General features: G+C 62.2%; 14 protein-coding genes. 5 read left to right on the top strand and 9 right to left on the bottom strand.

The genetic code is table 11. The annotated features are described in order from the left end of the window. Positions 1-556: 556 nt before the first annotated feature. Entirely contained in the window at positions 557-1,375 is an 819-nt protein-coding gene (locus C5L14_RS00620; RefSeq protein ID WP_181160946.1) for a helix-turn-helix domain-containing protein, read from the bottom strand. A gap of 301 nt (positions 1,376-1,676) precedes the next feature. Between C5L14_RS00620 and C5L14_RS00625 the strand changes: the two genes are divergently transcribed. Both C5L14_RS00625 and C5L14_RS00630 read left to right on the top strand, forming a co-directional pair. Continuing rightward, positions 1,677-2,693 (top strand): LysR family transcriptional regulator, encoded by a 1,017-nt coding sequence (locus C5L14_RS00625; protein ID WP_105860100.1) that lies wholly within the window; start codon positions 1,677-1,679, stop codon positions 2,691-2,693. Between the two features lie 71 nt (positions 2,694-2,764). Continuing rightward, a complete protein-coding gene (locus C5L14_RS00630) occupies positions 2,765-3,655 on the top strand; it encodes an adenylate/guanylate cyclase domain-containing protein (RefSeq protein WP_105860101.1) in 891 nt (296 codons plus the stop codon). A 510-nt stretch (positions 3,656-4,165) separates the two neighbouring features. On the opposite strand, the gene C5L14_RS00640 is transcribed toward C5L14_RS00630, so the two are convergent. The 8 genes from C5L14_RS00640 to C5L14_RS00675 all read right to left on the bottom strand — a co-directional run bounded on the left by C5L14_RS00640 (position 4,166) and on the right by C5L14_RS00675 (position 11,997). After that, complete coding sequence (locus tag C5L14_RS00640; RefSeq protein ID WP_105860627.1) at positions 4,166-4,471, bottom strand: zinc ribbon domain-containing protein YjdM; 306 nt, start codon at positions 4,469-4,471, stop codon at positions 4,166-4,168. Between the two features lie 105 nt (positions 4,472-4,576). Next, the gene (locus C5L14_RS00645) at positions 4,577-5,095 is read right to left on the bottom strand and encodes an NADH-quinone oxidoreductase subunit B family protein (RefSeq protein WP_105860103.1); all 519 of its coding nucleotides are present in this window, start codon (positions 5,093-5,095) and stop codon (positions 4,577-4,579) included. Positions 5,096-5,105: 10 nt separating this feature from the next. Beyond that, entirely contained in the window at positions 5,106-6,629 is a 1,524-nt protein-coding gene (locus C5L14_RS00650; protein ID WP_105860104.1) for an NADH-quinone oxidoreductase subunit C, read from the bottom strand. Positions 6,630-6,639: 10 nt separating this feature from the next. Further along, positions 6,640-8,088 (bottom strand): hydrogenase 4 subunit F, encoded by a 1,449-nt coding sequence (locus C5L14_RS00655; protein ID WP_105860105.1) that lies wholly within the window; start codon positions 8,086-8,088, stop codon positions 6,640-6,642. Continuing rightward, positions 8,085-8,747, bottom strand: a complete 663-nt coding sequence (locus C5L14_RS00660; RefSeq protein ID WP_105860106.1) for a hydrogenase-4 component E — start codon at positions 8,745-8,747, stop codon at positions 8,085-8,087. The genes C5L14_RS00655 and C5L14_RS00660 overlap by 4 nt, the downstream gene beginning before the upstream one ends. Position 8,748: 1 nt before the next feature. Further along, positions 8,749-9,699, bottom strand: coding sequence for a respiratory chain complex I subunit 1 family protein (locus C5L14_RS00665; protein ID WP_105860107.1), 951 nt, complete (start codon positions 9,697-9,699; stop codon positions 8,749-8,751). Then, positions 9,690-11,699: a hydrogenase 4 subunit B gene (hyfB, locus tag C5L14_RS00670; RefSeq protein ID WP_105860108.1), complete on the bottom strand. Its 2,010-nt coding sequence runs from the start codon at positions 11,697-11,699 to the stop codon at positions 9,690-9,692. The genes C5L14_RS00665 and hyfB overlap by 10 nt, the downstream gene beginning before the upstream one ends. Positions 11,700-11,703: 4 nt before the next feature. After that, positions 11,704-11,997 carry a helix-turn-helix domain-containing protein gene (locus C5L14_RS00675; protein ID WP_105860109.1) on the bottom strand — a complete coding sequence of 98 codons (294 nt, stop codon included), beginning with the start codon at positions 11,995-11,997 and terminating at the stop codon, positions 11,704-11,706. Between the two features lie 419 nt (positions 11,998-12,416). Between C5L14_RS00675 and C5L14_RS00680 the strand changes: the two genes are divergently transcribed. From C5L14_RS00680 to C5L14_RS00690, 3 genes are all read left to right on the top strand, one after another. Next, complete coding sequence (locus C5L14_RS00680) at positions 12,417-13,061, top strand: DUF47 family protein (RefSeq protein ID WP_105860110.1); 645 nt, start codon at positions 12,417-12,419, stop codon at positions 13,059-13,061. Continuing rightward, entirely contained in the window at positions 13,061-14,065 is a 1,005-nt protein-coding gene (locus tag C5L14_RS00685) for an inorganic phosphate transporter (RefSeq protein WP_105860111.1), read from the top strand. The genes C5L14_RS00680 and C5L14_RS00685 overlap by 1 nt, the downstream gene beginning before the upstream one ends. A gap of 317 nt (positions 14,066-14,382) precedes the next feature. After that, a complete protein-coding gene (locus tag C5L14_RS00690; RefSeq protein WP_105860112.1) occupies positions 14,383-17,364 on the top strand; it encodes an NAD(P)-dependent oxidoreductase in 2,982 nt (993 codons plus the stop codon). Positions 17,365-17,418: the final 54 nt, after the last annotated feature.

The raw sequence follows: 17,418 nt of genomic DNA on the forward strand, positions 1-17,418 counted from the left end.
ATGCCCCGACCGGATTATCGCTTCCTCGACGATGGATCGAATGGCGCTATCGCAATCTCTCATTCGAGGATGTTTTTCTCGACAGGCTATTGCGGCGCTGGAGGCATGCGGCATAGGTCACGCATCTTCGGAAAACGAATGCTGCAGCGTGGTCGCGCCGCCAAAAAAGCTCCCCTCCCAGGATTTCGGATCCGACGGCAAGAGCCTGCCGGACACGATCGATCACCTGGGCTGCGGTATTATATTGAAGAGGACGATAAGCTCCCAGCCCAAATATGCGGCATGATTTGTTAAATTTATAAAGTTATCAGTCATTAATTGTCTTGAATAATCAATACGGGAGAGGCCGGCGCGGCGTAATGCGGGCTTCCGAATGTTTTAAGTTAAGCTATCATATTACCTTGTTTTAGTGCTTGAAGGATTGGTATCCCGCTTCCCGCCCTGAGACGTTTCGCAATCAGGGGAAGCGCCAAGAATCGCAAAGATCTGTCAAAACGAAGAGCCATGCGGAAATAGCCGTTTACGCCGGTGCGCGGTTTTGCTCCGGTTCCAAACGTCAACTGAGTCCCGGCTGGTGCTCGACGCGGATTTGCGAGGGAGTCATACCCCAGGTGCGCTTCATCAGCGCGGTCATGTGGCTGTTGTTCGAAAAACCAGTGACTTCGGCGATCTGGCTGAGTGGGGCCCTGGTCGTGACAACGAGATTTCGAGCATGTTCGAGCCGAGCCGCGATCACGAACTGATGCGGCGATTGTCCGGTGGTCTGCCTGAAGGCCCGGTTGAAGTGACTCGGAGAGAGCTGCGCGACCGCCGCCAACTGCTCGATGGTCAACGTCGTCGCGATATTGCCGTAGATGAAGTCCTTCACCCGGTTCCATATCGTTGGAGGCAAGCCGCCTGTTATCGATGGAGATGGGTATTTTTGAAGAGATGAATACGTCCTAAGCACGTGAATGGCATAGATCGTGACAAAGGCATCAAGGGTTTCCAGATTGCAGCCGCCTTCGGTTTCGAATTCGCGCTGCATCCATAGCGACAGCGTATGGGCTTTCTTATCGATGAAGCCGAACTTCGGGGGCTGCAATTCAAATGTGTCGCCGTCAAACTCCATGGATGCCAGCCGTTTGAGGCGGGCGGGATCTATATCCAGTCGCATGCTGCGCTTTTGTCGGGTCCAGCGGGCAAAGACCTCGCTGGCCGCCGGAGCGATGTCAATTGCACCGAGCGGTGCCATGCCTATGGTCCTGCGATCCGAATTCAGCGCAACCTCCCAATGAGGCTCTGCGGCCAGATGGACGTGTATCGTATGCGCTTGCTGAACATAGTAGATCGAGTTTGACGCGGTTTGCGTATAAGCAACGGCTGCGTCCTTCATAAAGATCTGTGGACCCCAGCTTTCAGATCTTCCGCACAGCATCATAGTCCCCCGTCATTCGAATGCTCGCAGTCAGCGGCTCATCGCTCGATATACGAAAGTATCGAGAAACGAGGTCTGTGGCCCGAGTGTGAAGAGGCCGACTGCAGCCTGGTGGCGTCACCGGCAAGGTTCCCTTCAGCGGTTCACGGCCGGCTTGCGACTCTTGATAGAATTCTATGAATTCGATACGTTCTTGCAATTTCCGATTGTCGAGCATGTCGCTGCCAAATCGGCACCAGTGGAACGGGGTGGGTGCTAAATGTCCAAGAGCGAGCCGCGCTCCCGCACCGCTGCCGGCGCCTCAGGAACCCGGCCGCGCAATCACGCGATGTCGCCCGCAAATCTTGCGCGAATTTTCTATCAGCCATCGGTCATCTACTTCAATGCAGCGGCTGAATGCCTGTCCATCCGCGGCGCTGGACGTCGGCTCAACATTGCCTCGTCCGCGGTAACACGGCAGATCGCCCAGCTCGAGGATGCCCTGGGCCTGGAGTTGTTCGAGCGCGACAGGCGCGAACTCAAGCTCACGCCGGCGGGCCAGGTGCTCCATCGCCATATACGCCGATTGAGCATACCGCTGGAGACCGCCGTATCCGAGCTCGACATGCTGCGGGGACTGAAGACGGGCACGGTGCATGTGGTGACCGTTGAAAGCGTCGGCATATCCTTCCTGCCGCAACTCATCACGGATTTCAGGCAGCTTTATCCGCGCCTGCAGGTCGACGTGTCCGTGGTCAGTTCGGCCGAAGTGATCGCGCGGCTTGCCGACGAGCGGGCCGATGTGGGTTTCGGCTTCGTTGCCCGTCCCTCCGAACATGTCGAGATTGCCGCTCGCCGCGATGTCAGGATCGGCGTGGTCATGAGCCCCGATCACCCTCTTATGAAGGTCCCAACGCTCACCTTGGCCGATTGCATCGCCTTTCCGATGGCGGTTGCCAAGCCGGAGATCTCCATCAGAGATGTCATCGAACCTTTCCTGCAGAGGTCGGCGCTCAATCTGCCCTCTCTGGTCGAGGTCGATTCCATTCGCATGCTGGTCGAGCTCGCGCTGATCGGAGGCTATGCCTCGGTTATGACGCCGATTGGCGCACAGAATGAGCTCAGAAGCGGCGCCCTGCGGTTCCGGGCGCTGGAGGATCCGGATCTACCAACCAATCGCTTCGGTTTGATGGTGCGGGCACGATCGACCCAGCAGTTTGCGGCAGCGGTCTTCTACGATCACGCCATGCAGCATTTTGGCTCGCTTGAACTGCCGGGCGAAATTCAGCCGGAGTAATTTCCGGTAATGAAGCCTGCGGCAATTTTGGTATATTATAGAAATATTGCGCTCTGGGGCGGTGCACGTCGATGGATCAGGAGAGAGTCCTAGCCGCAGTCCTCTTGGTCGATGTCGTGGGGAGCACGCCGCTCTACGAGAGCATCGGCGATGTTGGTGCTCTGCAGCAAATCTCGGAATGCCTGGATGAGGTGCGCGGGATCACCGGCCGATACGGCGGTGATTTCATTCACTCCAAAGGCGACGACGTGCTCAGCCTGTTCACAAGGCCGGAGGCGGCGTTGAAGGCTGTCCGCCAGATCAGCAGCCAACTGAGGGGCGGCTTGTTGAAGGCCAGGATCGGATTGCATTTCGGAACGGTCATTCGAATGCGCGGCGACATTTTCGGCGATGTCGTCAACGTCACCGCGAGATTGTCGACCACGGCAAATCCCGGGGAGGTGCTGGTCAGCCAGAGCTTCTTCGAAGCCCTTTCCTCGGACAGCCGCAGTGCCTTGCGGCTTCTCGACAGAATGGCTTTCAAGGGCAAGCAGGAGCCGTTTGACGTCTATACCCTGCAGGACGACGACGGTGTTCCCAATACGCAGCTTGGCCGCCAGAGCACCGTCTTCGATAGGGTTGCCGGCTCGACACGGCACGTCAATCTCGTGATCAGATATGGCGATCAGCTGCGATCCTGCCGCAACAACGAATTGGTGACCATCGGGCGGTCTCCGGAATGCAATATCGTCGTGCCGCGGCCCTGGGTCTCGAGGCATCACGCGACCTTCACCATTTCGAACGGCAGAGCCAGGCTCATCGAACGAAGCTCGTCGGGCACCTTCGTCTCGACCCGACCTGACCATGAAGTCTTCGTGCGCCGCGAAGACGTCCTGCTCTTCGGGTCCGGCTTGATATCGCCCGGCTTGCAATCATCCCTCGGCGAGGCTCAGATCCTTTATTACGAAATCATCTCGGGCTGACCGGCGACGTATTCCCGGCGTGGCCCACCGGTCGGGGCGCGAGAAATGCAACGGGCGAAGGGCGGCCATGGAAGAGCTCCACCACCCGTGCGCCAGGCAGACGCTGACTGCCCAGGCCTTCACTCGATCGCGAACCGGCCTTTCGTTGAGGGAAAAACCAAAGTCTGTCGATAAAACAGAGGGATGGTCAGGATGGGTTCACTGTCCCGATACCCTTGGATGGGGGGGCCGATCACGGCAGCGTGGCGCCTCAGATAGGTCTCCCATATCGTGGGGAAATCCAACCCTTCCGCGATCATCTCGTTACATCTTCGCACCAAATTATCGGTTTTTTCCATGTGCCGCGTCGTCATCCCGTTCCTGCATAGAGGGCATGAACTCGGTCCCTCGGCATTGATCTGGATCAAGCCGCTGCATGCCGACGCGAGATCGGCATCGCGACGATGGCCTCCTTCCAGCCCGGCTGTTGACATTGGGATGCGGCTGCCCTCGGGAGGACGCCGCGGGCCGTCAACGCTTGCGCACGAATTCCGTGCGTAGGACCAGACCCTTGATCCCTTCATAGCGGCAGTCGATCTCCTCATCATTGTCGGTGAGGCGGATCGATCTGATCACGGTCCCCTGCTTCAGGGTGAGGCTGGTTCCCTTGACCTTGAGGTCCTTGATGAGGGTAACCGCGTCGCCGTCGGCAAGGATATTGCCGGCCGAATCTCGAACCATTTTTTGGTCGGCATCGGCGGTGGCCTTTACTTGCGAGGCTGGCAGCCATTCGCCGGTCGCCTCGTCATAGATATAGTCTTCATCGGTGTTGGTCATGATCACTCCATCAAATATCGGTCGAGCAACCTCGATCGTGACGAAGAGGCTGTTCATTCGGTGTGCTGGCGAGGGCGCGCAACGCCCCTCGCGTGACTGTGCCGGCTACATCTGCGTTCGGCTCAAAAGTGCCAGAAGGCCTTTGAGCAGTGCGGTGGGGCTGGGCGGACAGCCGGGAATATGGAGATCGACGGGTATGATGTCGGATACCCCCTTCGCGCAGGCATAGCTGCCCGCGAACAGGCCGCCGTCGAGCGCGCATCCGCCGGCAGCGACGACCCATTTCGGCGAGGGCATTGCCTCATAGGTCCTCTGCAACGCCTGGCGCATGTTCAGCGTCACAGGCCCTGTAACCAGGAGCACGTCGGCATGGCGTGGGGAGGCCACGAGGTGCAAGCCGAACCGCTCGAAATCATAGAATGCGTTGCCGAGAGCGTTGATCTCGAGCTCGCAGCCATTGCAGGAGCCGGCATCGACCTCGCGGATGGCGAGGCTGCGGCCGAGCCGCGCCTGGGCGGACCGGCCCAGTTGAGCGATGAGGCCGGCGATTTCCGGATCGTGCGGTGAGGGCGGCGGCTCTGTGAGCGGGGCCTTGCGCAGCGTATCGAACAGCAGACGTCTCATGGCCGGAACCTCACAGGTCGTGTCCGGAATAGGAACAGTTGAAGGATTTGTTGCAGAGCGGAAAATCGGCCACGATATTGCCGTCGATCGCCGCTTCGAGCAGGGGCCACTGGAACCAGGACGGATCGCGCAGATGGCAGCGGCGGACCAGTCCTTGCCCGTCGAGACTGACCCAGACCAGAATGTCGCCGCGAAAGCCTTCCACCAAGGCGATCGCCTCGCCGGCTCTTGCCCGGGACGGCTCGACACGGACGGGGCCTGAGGGCAGGCGCTCGAGGATCTGGTCGATCAGCGACAGGCTCTGCTCGACCTCCCTGATCCGGATCCAGACCCGGGCGTTGACGTCGCCATCGGAAAGGACGGGTATTTCGAACCGCAGTTCGTCATAAGGTGGATAGGGCAGGACACGACGCGTATCGAAACTTCGCCCCGATGCCCGGCCGATGAAACCGCCGCATCCATATTGGCGCGCCAATGCCGGATCGACGATTCCGGTTCCCACCGTCCGGTCCTGCAGCGAGGCGGTGTTGTCATAGAGCTCCACCAGGGCTGGAAAGCCGCGGCGAATTTCGGCCAGGAGACCGCTCAGCGCGACCTCTCCATCGCCGCTGAGGTCGTTGGCGACGCCGCCGGGAATGATGCGGTCCATCATCAGGCGGTGTCCGAAGCAGTTCATCGCGGTACGCAGGACGCGTTCCCGCAGCACGCCGCAATGGGCGTGCATCAAGGCGAACGCTGCGTCGTTGCAGATGGCGCCGATGTCGCCGAAATGATTGGCGAGCCGTTCGAGTTCCGCCATCAGGGCCCGCAGCCACACGGCGCGAGCCGGCACCGTGACGTCATGGACCGCTTCGACAGCACGGGAGAAGGCCAGGGCATAGGCGACGGTGCTGTCGCCTGACACGCGACCAGCCAACTGGGCAGCGCGCTTGAGATCGGCGCCGATCATCAGCCCTTCCACGCCCTTGTGGGTGTAGCCGAGCCGTTCCTCGAGCCGGACGACCGTTTCGCCGCCGGCCGTGAACCGAAAATGACCCGGCTCGATCACGCCGGCATGGACCGGACCGACGGGGATCTGGTGCAGGCCTTCGCCCTGCGCGCCCAGGAATGGATAGGGCGGGGCCGACCCGGGGGACGGTGTCCGATCGCCGAGCGGGTGCCGCACCGGCCACATTCCGTGGTCGAGCCATGGCCTCGTATCCGGCAGTCCGATCGGCAACAGCCCGAAAAGATCGTGCACGGTGCGCTCGAGGCGCATCGCCGGCGGGTGAGCCTTGCTCAAGGCCGGGTATTGGCCACCGGGGCATTCGTGGGTGACCACCGCCCCGATCCGCCGCGCTTCATCGACCACCGCGACGCGAACGACCGCGCCACTTTCCCGATTGTCGCCCCAGAGGCCCAGGAGCGTGACGGCGCCTTCCCGCAGTTGTTCGGTCAGGTCCTGCCACAGGGTATCGTCAGCCGTGATATGGGGCCAGGAAAGACGCGCTTCAGGCGTGGAATTGCGGGTCAGCAGGTCTAAGAGCTTTGCCATGGCTTACGTCCTATCCAAGCATGTTCGCGACATGCTGGAACCAGGCGACCAGCGGGGCAGGCAGATAGAAGCCTGCGATCAGGACCAGGGCCAGATGGAGCGCCAGGGGGACATAGGATGCCTTGACCGGCGCCATCGTTCCTTTCGGGGCACCGAAGGCGAGCCCCTGCATGCGCAGGATCAGGGCACCGAAGGCGACCAGCAATCCGATCACCAGCGCCAGGGCCAGCAGAGGCTGCCGCCCGAACGTGGCGCTCACGATGAGGAATTCGCTCATGAAGACCCCAAAGGGCGGCAGGCCGGCGATGGCGAGCACGCCCAGGACCAGTCCCCAGCCGAGCGGCGGGTGGCTTTGGGTGAGGCCGCCGATTTCGGCCATCTTCTGGGTGCTCTTGGCCTGAGCGACATGGCCGACGGCAAAGAAGATCGCCGACTTGGTCAGGCTGTGCATGGTCATGTGCAGCAGGCCGGCAAAATTGGCGAGCGGGCCTCCCATGCCGAAGGCAAAGGCGATGATGCCCATGTGCTCGATGGAGGAGAAGGCGAACATGCGCTTCATGTCGCGGCGCCGATAGAGCATGAAGCCGGCGAAGACGAGCGAAACGAGGCCCATGGTCACGAGCATAGGCCCGGGCGCGATGGCCATGGGGTTGGCGGCGAGCAGGAGCTTGAAACGCAGCACCGCATAGAGGGCGACATTGAGCAGCAGGCCGGAGAGCACGGCCGAAATCGGCGTCGGCCCTTCGGCATGCGCGTCGGGCAGCCACGCATGCAGGGGCACCAGGCCCGCCTTGGTACCGTAGCCCAGCAGCAGGAAGATGAAGGCGAGATTGAGCAGGGCGGGATCGAAATCGGCGGCGTGCCGGAGCAGCACCGTCCAGACCATGCCGTCCACGCCTTCGCCGACGATGGGGCGGGCTGCCATATAGACCAGGATGGTGCCGAAGAGGGCCAGCGCAATACCGACGCTGCCGAGAATGAAATATTTCCAGGCGGCCTCGATCGCCTCCTGGGTCTGGTAGATCCCAACCATCAGGACGGTGGTCAGCGTGGCGACCTCGATGGCGACCCAGATGAGGCCGATATTGTTGGCCAGCAAAGCGAGGTTCATGGCAAACAGCAGGACCTGGTACATCGCGTGATAGAAGCGCAGATGCGAGGGAGTCAGCCTGCCGATTTCCAGCTCATGGCCGATATAGCTGGCGCTGAACACGCTGGTGGTGAAGGCCACGAAGGTGTTGAGGAGAAGGAAGACGATATTGAGATCGTCGACCACGATGAAGGAGCCTGGCTCCGGCCTGTAGAACAAGAGAGAGAAGGCGGCCGCCAGGGTCAGGAAAGCGGAAAGCGCATTCAGCCTGGCCGACAGCCGGAAATCCGGCAGGACCGCCATGAGCAGGGCGGCCAATATCGGAATGATCAGGATCGATGTCGAACCGTCCAGGGCAAGGCCGCTCATTGGCGTTCTCCCTGGAAGCGATCGAGAGCCTTGGAATCCACGGTGTCGAAGCGCTCGCTGATGCGAAACAGGAAGATGCCGATGACAAAAAGGGCGATCAGCACCGAAAAGGCGACGCTGATCTCCACCACCAGGGGCATGCCCTTTGCCCCTGTTCCTGCGAGGATCAGCCCGTTCTCGATCGACATGAAGCCCACCACCTGGCTGACGGCATTGCGGCGTGTCACCATCATGAGAAAGCCGAGCAGGACGACCGAAAGGGCGAAGGAAAGGTCCTCGCGCGCCAGAGGATCGGCGCCGGCCGTGACGCGCAGCATGATCACCATGGACAGGGCTACCAGGCCGATGCCGGCGAGCATGGTCAAACCCACGCCGACCACTGTCTCGACTTCCCGGTGAATCCCAAGGCGGCCGATGATGCGATGCAAGGCGACGGGAATGATGATCGCCTTGAAGACGAGGGCGATGACCGCGGTGACGTAAAGGTGCGTCGCGCCTTGAACCCAGGCTTGCCAGGCCACGGACAGGGACAGCACCACCGCCTGCAGTGCAAAGATGTTGAGCAGGGCGTAGAGGCGGTTCTGGTAGAGCATCATGAAGCTCACCAGCACCAGGCCGCCGGCCAGCACATGGGCTATGTCGAAGGCGAGCCCGTCCATGTCACAAACTCCTCGACACGAAGAGAAGAAGCGCGCCCAGCAGGCTGAGCATCAAGGCTGCGCCGAGAAAATCGGGGACGCGGAAGACCCGCATTTTGGCGACCATCGTCTCGAAAACGGCGAGGAGGGCGGCGGCGAGCAGGAGCTTGACGAAGTAAACGGCGGCGCCGATCAAATAGGCGCCGGCGGACGCGCCGGCGGGGGCCAGCCACCACGGGGCGAAGACGCAGCCGATCAGCGAGACATAGAGCACGAGCTTGAGCGAGGCCGACAGCTCGATCAGCGCAAGGTGGCGTCCGGAATATTCCAGCACCATCGCCTCATGCACCATTGTCAGTTCGAGATGGGTGGCAGGATTGTCGATGGGGATCCGCCCGTTCTCGGCAATGGCCACCATCACCAACGCGATCAGGGCGAGCGCAAGCGATACCCTCAGCCCGACCGAGACCATGAAGCCGGCGAGATAGGAAAGCTGGGTCGAGCCGGCCAGGAGGGCGACGGAGAAGACGATCATGATCATCGCCGGTTCGGCCAGCGTGGCGATCATCATTTCGCGGCTGGCACCGATGCCGCCGAAACTCGTGCCGATATCCATGCCGGCCAACGCCAGAAAGAAGCGGGCGCTGCCCAGAAGCGCGATCACGACGATGAGGTCGGCCGACCAGCTGAATTGCAATCCGGTGGCAAAGGTCGGCACGAGAGCGGCGGCTACCCATGTCGCGGCGAAGATCGCATAAGGCGTGACGCGAAAGAGCCAGGAGGCATTGTCGGCCAACACCACCTCCTTGCGCAGGAGGCGTAGAAGGTCGCGGTATGGCTGGAGCGGCGAAGGACCACGCCGGCGCAGCAGATGAGCCTTGATCCGCCGGACCAGGCCGGTCACCAGCGGTGCCAGGCAGAGCACGAGCAACATCTGCACGGCCTGGATGGCCAGGCTTTCGATCACGGCCATGACGCCAGCACCACGAGCAGGAAGACAAGCAGGAGGAAGACCAGGCTCAGATACTGCCGGATGGTGAGATATTGCAGGCGGTCGAGCCGATCCGCGGCAAGCAGGACGGCCCTGGCCAATGGTCCATAGATCCCATCCCAGACGAGATCCCGCAGACTCACCAGAAGACCGGCCGGCCGCTGGTCGCCGGGCCTGGGCATGTCCACGCTTTCGCGCGCGCGGAACAGCGTGGCGCCGTAGACGCGGCGGATCGGCTGGGAAAAGCTGGTGGCGCTGTACTGCGTGATCGGGCTGGCGTCGGGAAAGCCGCAATCCCAGGCGGGACCCCGCCTTACGGCCCGCGACGCCAGACGGTGGATGGCATAGGCCGACAATGACGCCGAAAAGGTGATGAAGACGAAGACGAGCAGGCCATTGTAGGAACTGCGGCTGGCGGCGACCGGTATGATGGTGAGCCAATCGACGCCGGCCTGTGCCGGCATGCGGGCCTGAACCGCATAGAAGACGGCCGGTGCGATACCATCGATGACGAGGCCCGGAAGAACTCCCGCAAGCAGGCACAGGCTGGCGAGCACGATCATCGCGCTTTGCGACCAGCGATCGATCTCGCGGGCTTCCTGTGCCGCGAGCGTGCGGGGGCGTCCCAGGAAAATCGTGCCGAAGGTGCGGACGAAGCAGGCAGCCGCCAGGGCTGCCGACAAGGCGAGCAGGGCTCCGACGGCCGGAACCAGCAGCTTGAGGCCCCATTGGGGGATCTGCGGGCTGAGCAGGATGGCCTGAAACGTCAGCCATTCGGAGGCAAAGCCGTTCAACGGAGGCAGGGCCGAGATGGCGACACAGGCGACCAGTACGACGACGCTTGTCACAGGCATACGGTGAATGAGCCCGCCCAATGCGTTGAGGTCGCGCTGCCCGGTTGCGGTCAGGACGGCGCCGGCGCCGAAGAACAGCACGCTCTTGAACAGCGTGTGGTTGAGGATGTGGAACAAGGCGGCCGTCATGGCCAATGCGGCGGCCGCATGAAGGCCATTGGCCTGAAAAGCCAGTGCCAGGCCGAGGCCGGCGAATATCAGCCCGACATTTTCGATCGTACTATAGGCGAGCAGCCGCTTGAGATCGGTCTGCATCAGGGCCTGGAGAATACCGAGGACCGCCGAGGCACCGGCAGCGGCCAGGATCGGGACGCTCCACCACCAATCCGGCGGGCCCAACAGGTCGAACACGATGCGGATGAAGGCATAGATCGCAACCTTGGTCATCACCCCGCTCATGAGGGCCGAGACATGGCTCGGCGCTGCCGGGTGGGCGAGGGGCAACCAGACATGGAGAGGTACCAGGCCGGCCTTCGAGCCGGCGCCGAGCGTCGCCAGAGCGAGCACCGTCGCGGTCACCGCCCCTGCCGGGACGTGATGGCGTATTTGGTCGAAAGCGTACCCCCCCTGGCTGCCGGCCAAGAGGCCGAAGGCCAGCAGCAGGACCAGCGAACCGAAACTCGCCATCACGATATAGACATAGCCGGCCTTGAGGTTGTCCTCCTCACGATGATGCGCGAGCACCAGCGCCCAGGAGGCCAGTGACATCATTTCCCAGGAAAACAGGAAGGCGAAGGCATCCGCCGCAAGGATGACGGCGTTCATGCCGGCCAGGAAAGCCGGGTAGAACGGCAATACGCGGGCCTGATCGTGCTCGTGCTTCCCATAGCCCAGCGCGTAGAGGCTTGCAGCGGCAGCACCGAGATTGACGATGGCAAGGAAGAAGGCACTCAGCGCGTCGAGGTGAAAATTCGCGCCGATCCAGGGCAGGCCGAGCGGCAACCGCAGATCCGCTGCGGGGAGGCGGCCGAGCAATTGGACCAAGGCTGTGGCGAGCAGCATCAGGGACGCGCCCAGGCTCGCAGCATAGGTAAGAGACGTTGCGCGCGAGAGTCGGATCGCCGCAAGCGCCGCGAGTGCAATGGCCAACAGGGCCGCGACACACCCCAAAGCGAGGGCAAGCATCATGGCTTCACCCCTCCATTCCGTTCGTGCCGGCGGCGTTCGGAACCTTGGGGGCGGATGGCTTCAGGCGCACGCCTCGTCCGCCTGCCGGACTGACGCTGTCCTCGCCGATCAGTTCGACACCGGCCGTCGACAGGGCCTCCACGAGCTTCATCAAGGAGTCGACATTGCCTCTGATGAGGCCCGAGCGCGCTTCCATGCGTTGGATCGTCGGCACGGAAAGGTCCGAGAGCGCGGCCAGCTTTCTCTGGTCGATGCCGAGAAGGGCACGGGCTGCCCGCAATTGCGCTGCAGTGATCATTACCTCAGGCTCACTGAGTGCCATAATTTATATATGATTTTCAGCTTAGTGCATATGTATGACTATATCAACAGTTATTGTTGATGTTTAATACATCAATCGAACGGGCGCGTCGGCCGGGAGGCGCCATGCCTGTATCTCCCGTGAATGCCGGCACTCCCCTCCTGGGGACTTCGTTCACCTTCGATGCGAAGCGGATGCAAAACTGGGCCGGGTCAATCCGATTCAGTGGCGTGTTGCGTCGTGAGGTGAACCGGCGAGCGAACGGATGTGCGCATCACTCGAACATGGCCGCATCGCCGCCTGGTGCAGGATCGAAGCGGCCACCGCCCGGTGGAGGTCATTCTCGACCAGACCTTTACGCGCAACGGTTTTCATCTATGACCGTTATGTGACAGGTCTGCAGCCGGAGTCGATGCATGCTCAGCTGGTTCAAGAAGCTTCTGCCGCGCGAAGACAAGTTCTTTCACTTGTTCGAGCGCCATTCGAAGACGGTCGTCGGCGCGGCGGAGGCGATGAAGGCAATGCTGGCAGGCGAGGGCGACATCGAAGCGCACTGCAGCCGCATCGTCGAACTCGAAGGCGAAGCTGACGAAATCACCCGCGAAGTGCTGCTAGCAACCCGCCGCAGTTTCATAACGCCGTTCGATCGCGGTGACATCAAGGACCTGATCCAGTCCATGGATGATGCGATCGATATGCTCAACAAGACGGTGAAGACCATTCGGCGCTTCGAACAGCACGCCTTCGAGCCTGGCATGCGGGAGATGGGTGTGCTGATCGCGGAGGCTGCGCATCTGGTGGCCGAAGCGATCCCGTTGCTCGCACAGATCGGGCCGAATTCGGCACGGCTCAGCGCGCTTGCCGAAGAGGTCACGCGGGTCGAGGACAAATCGGACGAGCTCTTCGAAGAGGGGCTGAAGAACCTTTTCCGCCTCAATGGCACCAACAATGCCATGGCCTATCTCATCGGCAGCGAAATCTATGGCGAACTGGAGAAGGTCGTCGACCGCTTCGAGGATGTTGCCAACGAGATCAGCGGCATCGTCATCGAGAACGTCTGATGGAAACAGCTCTCGCTCTGCCGCTCCTGGTCGGACTGATCGTCGTCGGGCTCATTTTCGATTTTCTCAATGGCCTGCACGATGCGGCCAATTCGATCGCCACCATCGTTTCGACACGCGTGCTGAGGCCGCAATATGCCGTGTTCTGGGCGGCATTCTTCAATTTCATCGCCTTCCTTTTCTTTGGCCTGCACGTGGCCGAGACGCTTGGTACCGGCATCATCGATCCCGGCATCGTGACGCCGGCGGTGATCTTTGCCGCGCTGATGGGTGCGATCGTGTGGAATGTGCTCACATGGCTGCTCGGTATTCCCTCGAGCTCCTCGCACGCCCTCGTCGGTGGCCTTGTAGGCGCAGGCCTCGCCAAGACGGGCGGAAGCGCCATCGTGTTCTCAGGCCTTGCCAAGACGGTCGCGGCCATCTTCCTGTCGCCGGCGATCGGCTTTTTCCTCGCTCTGGTGCTGATTCTGGCCGTGTCCTGGATCTTCGTCCGGCAAACGCCTTTCGCCGTCGATCGTACCTTCCGCGTCCTCCAATTCGTCTCCGCCTCGCTGTATTCGCTGGGGCATGGCGGCAATGACGCCCAGAAGACGATGGGCATCATCGCTGTGCTGCTGTTTTCGCAAGGCTATCTCGGTTCCAGCTTCTATGTGCCGTTCTGGGTCGTCTTATCCTGTCAGGCGGCGATGGCGCTCGGGACGTTGGCCGGCGGCTGGCGGATCGTGCACACGATGGGATCGAAGATCACCCGGCTCAATCCGATGCAGGGGTTCTGCGCGGAAACCGGCGGTGCCTTGACCCTTTTCGGCGCGACCTGGCTGGGCATTCCGGTGTCGACCACGCATACGATCACGGGCGCCATTGTCGGCGTCGGCGCGGCTCGCCGGGTCTCGGCCGTGCGCTGGGGGCTGGCCAGCAACATCGTCGTCGCCTGGGTGGTGACGCTTCCGGCCGCGGCCATCATTTCGGCGCTGGTTTACGTCCTGGCGTCACTGTTCGGCTAAGCACCCCCCAGCTCGGAGCCAGACGCGACGGCTCCCCCGGACCGCGCTTTAACGAGAAGAGCACGCCGAATTTGTCATAGCCAGGCCTGGGCCGGCTATCAAAGCCACCCCGCGCGCAAGGGGAGTCGAACGGGATGCCGGGTCAAGCCCGGCAATGACAAAAGTCACGTTCTTCAAGAAGGCCTTCGGCGTGTCGCCGACCAAATATCGCCTTGCATCGGCACGTCCATGACGGCTCTGCGATATCGCGGTCGCGCTGGGGCGATTATAGCCGCGCTGTGGAAGTCTCTTTTACCCGCAACAGGAGATGCCGGCTCATGGCGAATATACAGACGTTGAAGGCCCAGAGAGAGTCGGCCCTCCAGGCCACTCGGTCCGGGGTGCCAGCACGGACGTCCAATCCGTTTTTCGGCGTCGGGCCGATTACCGATGGCACTGCGGACGAGGCCGACGCGCGCCTGCTGCGCTTCGAGTTCGACAACTGGCTCGAGAAGAATTACCGCAAGCTCGACGACCGCGGTGCCGATCTCGGCCCCTTCACCACCGCCGAAGTCGGTCGGAGCATGCACCGGGGCTATCCGGCGGATAAATTCCTGCTCGACATGATGCGGGAGATCCACCGCTATTTCGAGTTCCCCAAGGCCAACAAGATGGCCGTGGGCCTGGGCGGGGGACATAGCGGCTTCACGGTTTGTGCCCTCCATCTCGTCACCGCCAACGACCCGACCCAGCATGTCTATGTCGACACGCTTCGGCCGGAATCGGAAGCCGCCAAGGCCGGGGGCTTCTTCCGCCAATCCTGGGGTGCGCAGCTCATCGAGATGCACCGCTATGCCCATAACGGCGATGAGAGCCGCGTGCATTTCGCCGAGGAGGAGGGAGCAATTCCCAGCGCCGATGCCCTCGAAGAGATGGGCGTCAAGCTCTTCATCGGCGTCGGCCACGAAACCACCGGCGCCACCACCTATACGGCTGGAGATATCGCCAATCTCCTCGAATGGCTCGACCGCAACCCGGCCGAACACCATGCCGTGCTCGATGCCACCTCCATGCTCGGCGCCATGCCCTGGGGCGAGGAGGCGGTGAAGAACGTCATTGCCAAATGCTGCATGTTCATGCCGTTTCAAAAGGCGATCGGCGGCATTTCGGGCTATTTCGTCGTTTCATTCACGCCGCAGGCGCTCGATCTCGTTGAAAGAAATCAGAAGTCGCCGTCCTGGGCGATCCCGCGCCAGCTCAAGATCGTCGCGCCCGTCGATCCCAAGCGCCCGCTTACCGGCGAGCGCACCGTCAATGTCGGGCCGATCTATGATCCGGCGCAGGACAAGATGCTGGGTGGCGTGATCAACACCTATTCCACCCTCGCCTTTGCCGAGACGACCTTCGGCCTCCTGCGGTCGGAGCGGCGGCTCGGTTCGGTTCAGGATCTCTACAAGCGCTCGGTGCGCAACCGCGCCGCCGTCGATGCATGGGTGGCACGCCATCCGATGTTCGAGCTCGGCGTCACCGATCCCGAGCGGCGTGGCGCGGCCGTGACGCTGCTGCGCGTCCGGGATGACGATGTCACCGACCCGGCCATTCATGCCCGCATCATCGCCCGCTCCAAGCAGTTGCTGGCCTATGAGGGCATCACCCATCCCAATGGCGAGCATGAGCCTGGCCTCGACGTTGCCCGTTATGTCAACGCCTTCCCGGGCACGCCGGGCGATTATCGCGCCTGGATCGGTGGTATCCGGCCGGTGGAGGACATCGATGCCCTGCTCGACAACCTCGAATATGCCTATCTGCGCGCCAAGATCGTGGTGCTGGAAGAAGAACTCGCCAAGCTTGGCGAAACTTTTCCGGTAAGCGCCGCTGCCGGCGGCGATCGCGTAAGGCGCGACGATCCCAACCGGGCCTACAAGGTGCTGGTGGCCGATCTCATCGGCATGCGCTTCGACGGCGACGGCGTGCCCGACCATCAGGAGGTGCGCCGCCATATCGAGGCCAAGGGCGGTGTCTTCCATCTCGGCGCCATCCAGGACGAGGCGGCCCTGGAAAGGGGACGCATCCATTTCTTCTACCAACCCGATCTCAGCACCGAGGCGGAGATCCTGCCGCAGACGGATCGGGGCCAGTATGATGCCGTCATCGCCGCCGCCACTTTCCTGCCGAAGAACTCGGTATTTCCGCTCGGTGGCGTGCGCATCGGAGCCGGCACCGGCAATATGGGCTCGGCTTCGTGGGGCGGCGGCAGTGGAGTCGGTGGCGAAGCGCCCCTGATGAACACGCCGAGCTTCAACAGCCGGGCCACCGCGCAGATGGCCTTCAAGGCGCTGCTCAAAGTGATGCCCGACCTCAAGGTGGAGGAACTGCACCGGCGTGTCGTTGCCGGCGCGTTCGACACCGGCAAGCATCTGCGCGACTTTCCGACCGAGAAGCTGGAGGGCCGTCGCGTCGCGGTCATCGGATACGGCAATATCGGCCGCGAGTTCGCCAAGCTGGCGAGCGCCTTCGGCATGCAGGTCGCCATTCATGCTCGCGAGCGCCACCGGGAGTGGATCGAATCGGAAGGGTTCGAATACGCCGCCACCGCTGAGGAGGCGGCGCAGGGCGCGCATGTCCTCACGGTACACACCGGCCTTGGTCCGGTCGATCCCGAGACCGGCCGCTTCGCCAACCAGTCGCTGATCGGCATCGATATCCTCGATCGCCTTGCCGACGGCGCCGTGCTGATCAATTACGACCGCGGCGAAGTCATCGATGCCGAGGCTCTCGATGCGGCTTTGGAAAGAGGCAAGGTCGCCTATGCCTGCATCGACGCCGACCTCTTCCGCGACCCGGAGAGTGGCGCATTGTCAGGCCCGATGGTGCCCTATCGCGCGCTGGAAAGCCGTCATCCGGGCAAGCTCGAGCTGCTGCCCCATGCCGCAGCCGATACGGACCATCCCTCCCGGGTGGAGGGCGCCAAGCAGGCGGTCGACCAGATCTTCGACGTCATCCAATACGGCGTCGTCACCAATCTGAAGGGTGACCTGCCGGCCGGCTACAGCAATGCGGGTGCCAGGACCGTCAACGGCATCGGTGCGGTGACGAGGGGGACGATCGCCCGCGCGGTTGCCGATGAAACGGCCTTGCGCCAGGCGCGCGAGGCCGTGGAATCCCTCGCCGCAATCTGGGGAGCGTTGTCGTCGACCACGGACCCCGACCGCCGTGAGACCCTGATGCAACGCTATGGCGCCACGCTCGTGCGGGAGAGCAATCGCTACGCCGCACTGACCGAAAAGCTCGGGCTCAGGGGACCCTATGCCGATGGGTGAGAAAATGAGGGAGCCAGGCCGCGCCTGAACCAAGTGCCGGAAGGGGAGGCGAAA

The sequence above is a fragment of the Labrys okinawensis genome (genome assembly GCF_002982075.1).
GTDB lineage: Bacteria > Pseudomonadota > Alphaproteobacteria > Rhizobiales > Labraceae > Labrys > Labrys okinawensis_A.

Bases quoted from the DNA above. Each gene is read 5' to 3' on its own strand.
- C5L14_RS00620 (WP_181160946.1), bottom strand. From the start codon at position 1,375: ATGAAGGACGCAGCCGTTGCTTATACGCAAACCGCGTCAAACTCGATC.
- C5L14_RS00625 (WP_105860100.1), top strand. From the start codon at position 1,677: ATGTCCAAGAGCGAGCCGCGCTCCCGCACCGCTGCCGGCGCCTCAGGA.
- C5L14_RS00630 (WP_105860101.1), top strand. From the start codon at position 2,765: ATGGATCAGGAGAGAGTCCTAGCCGCAGTCCTCTTGGTCGATGTCGTG.
- C5L14_RS00640 (WP_105860627.1), bottom strand. From the start codon at position 4,471: ATGACCAACACCGATGAAGACTATATCTATGACGAGGCGACCGGCGAA.
- C5L14_RS00645 (WP_105860103.1), bottom strand. From the start codon at position 5,095: ATGAGACGTCTGCTGTTCGATACGCTGCGCAAGGCCCCGCTCACAGAG.
- C5L14_RS00650 (WP_105860104.1), bottom strand. From the start codon at position 6,629: ATGGCAAAGCTCTTAGACCTGCTGACCCGCAATTCCACGCCTGAAGCG.
- C5L14_RS00655 (WP_105860105.1), bottom strand. From the start codon at position 8,088: ATGAGCGGCCTTGCCCTGGACGGTTCGACATCGATCCTGATCATTCCG.
- C5L14_RS00660 (WP_105860106.1), bottom strand. From the start codon at position 8,747: ATGGACGGGCTCGCCTTCGACATAGCCCATGTGCTGGCCGGCGGCCTG.
- C5L14_RS00665 (WP_105860107.1), bottom strand. From the start codon at position 9,699: ATGGCCGTGATCGAAAGCCTGGCCATCCAGGCCGTGCAGATGTTGCTC.
- hyfB (WP_105860108.1), bottom strand. From the start codon at position 11,699: ATGATGCTTGCCCTCGCTTTGGGGTGTGTCGCGGCCCTGTTGGCCATT.
- C5L14_RS00675 (WP_105860109.1), bottom strand. From the start codon at position 11,997: ATGATCACTGCAGCGCAATTGCGGGCAGCCCGTGCCCTTCTCGGCATC.
- C5L14_RS00680 (WP_105860110.1), top strand. From the start codon at position 12,417: ATGCTCAGCTGGTTCAAGAAGCTTCTGCCGCGCGAAGACAAGTTCTTT.
- C5L14_RS00685 (WP_105860111.1), top strand. From the start codon at position 13,061: ATGGAAACAGCTCTCGCTCTGCCGCTCCTGGTCGGACTGATCGTCGTC.
- C5L14_RS00690 (WP_105860112.1), top strand. From the start codon at position 14,383: ATGGCGAATATACAGACGTTGAAGGCCCAGAGAGAGTCGGCCCTCCAG.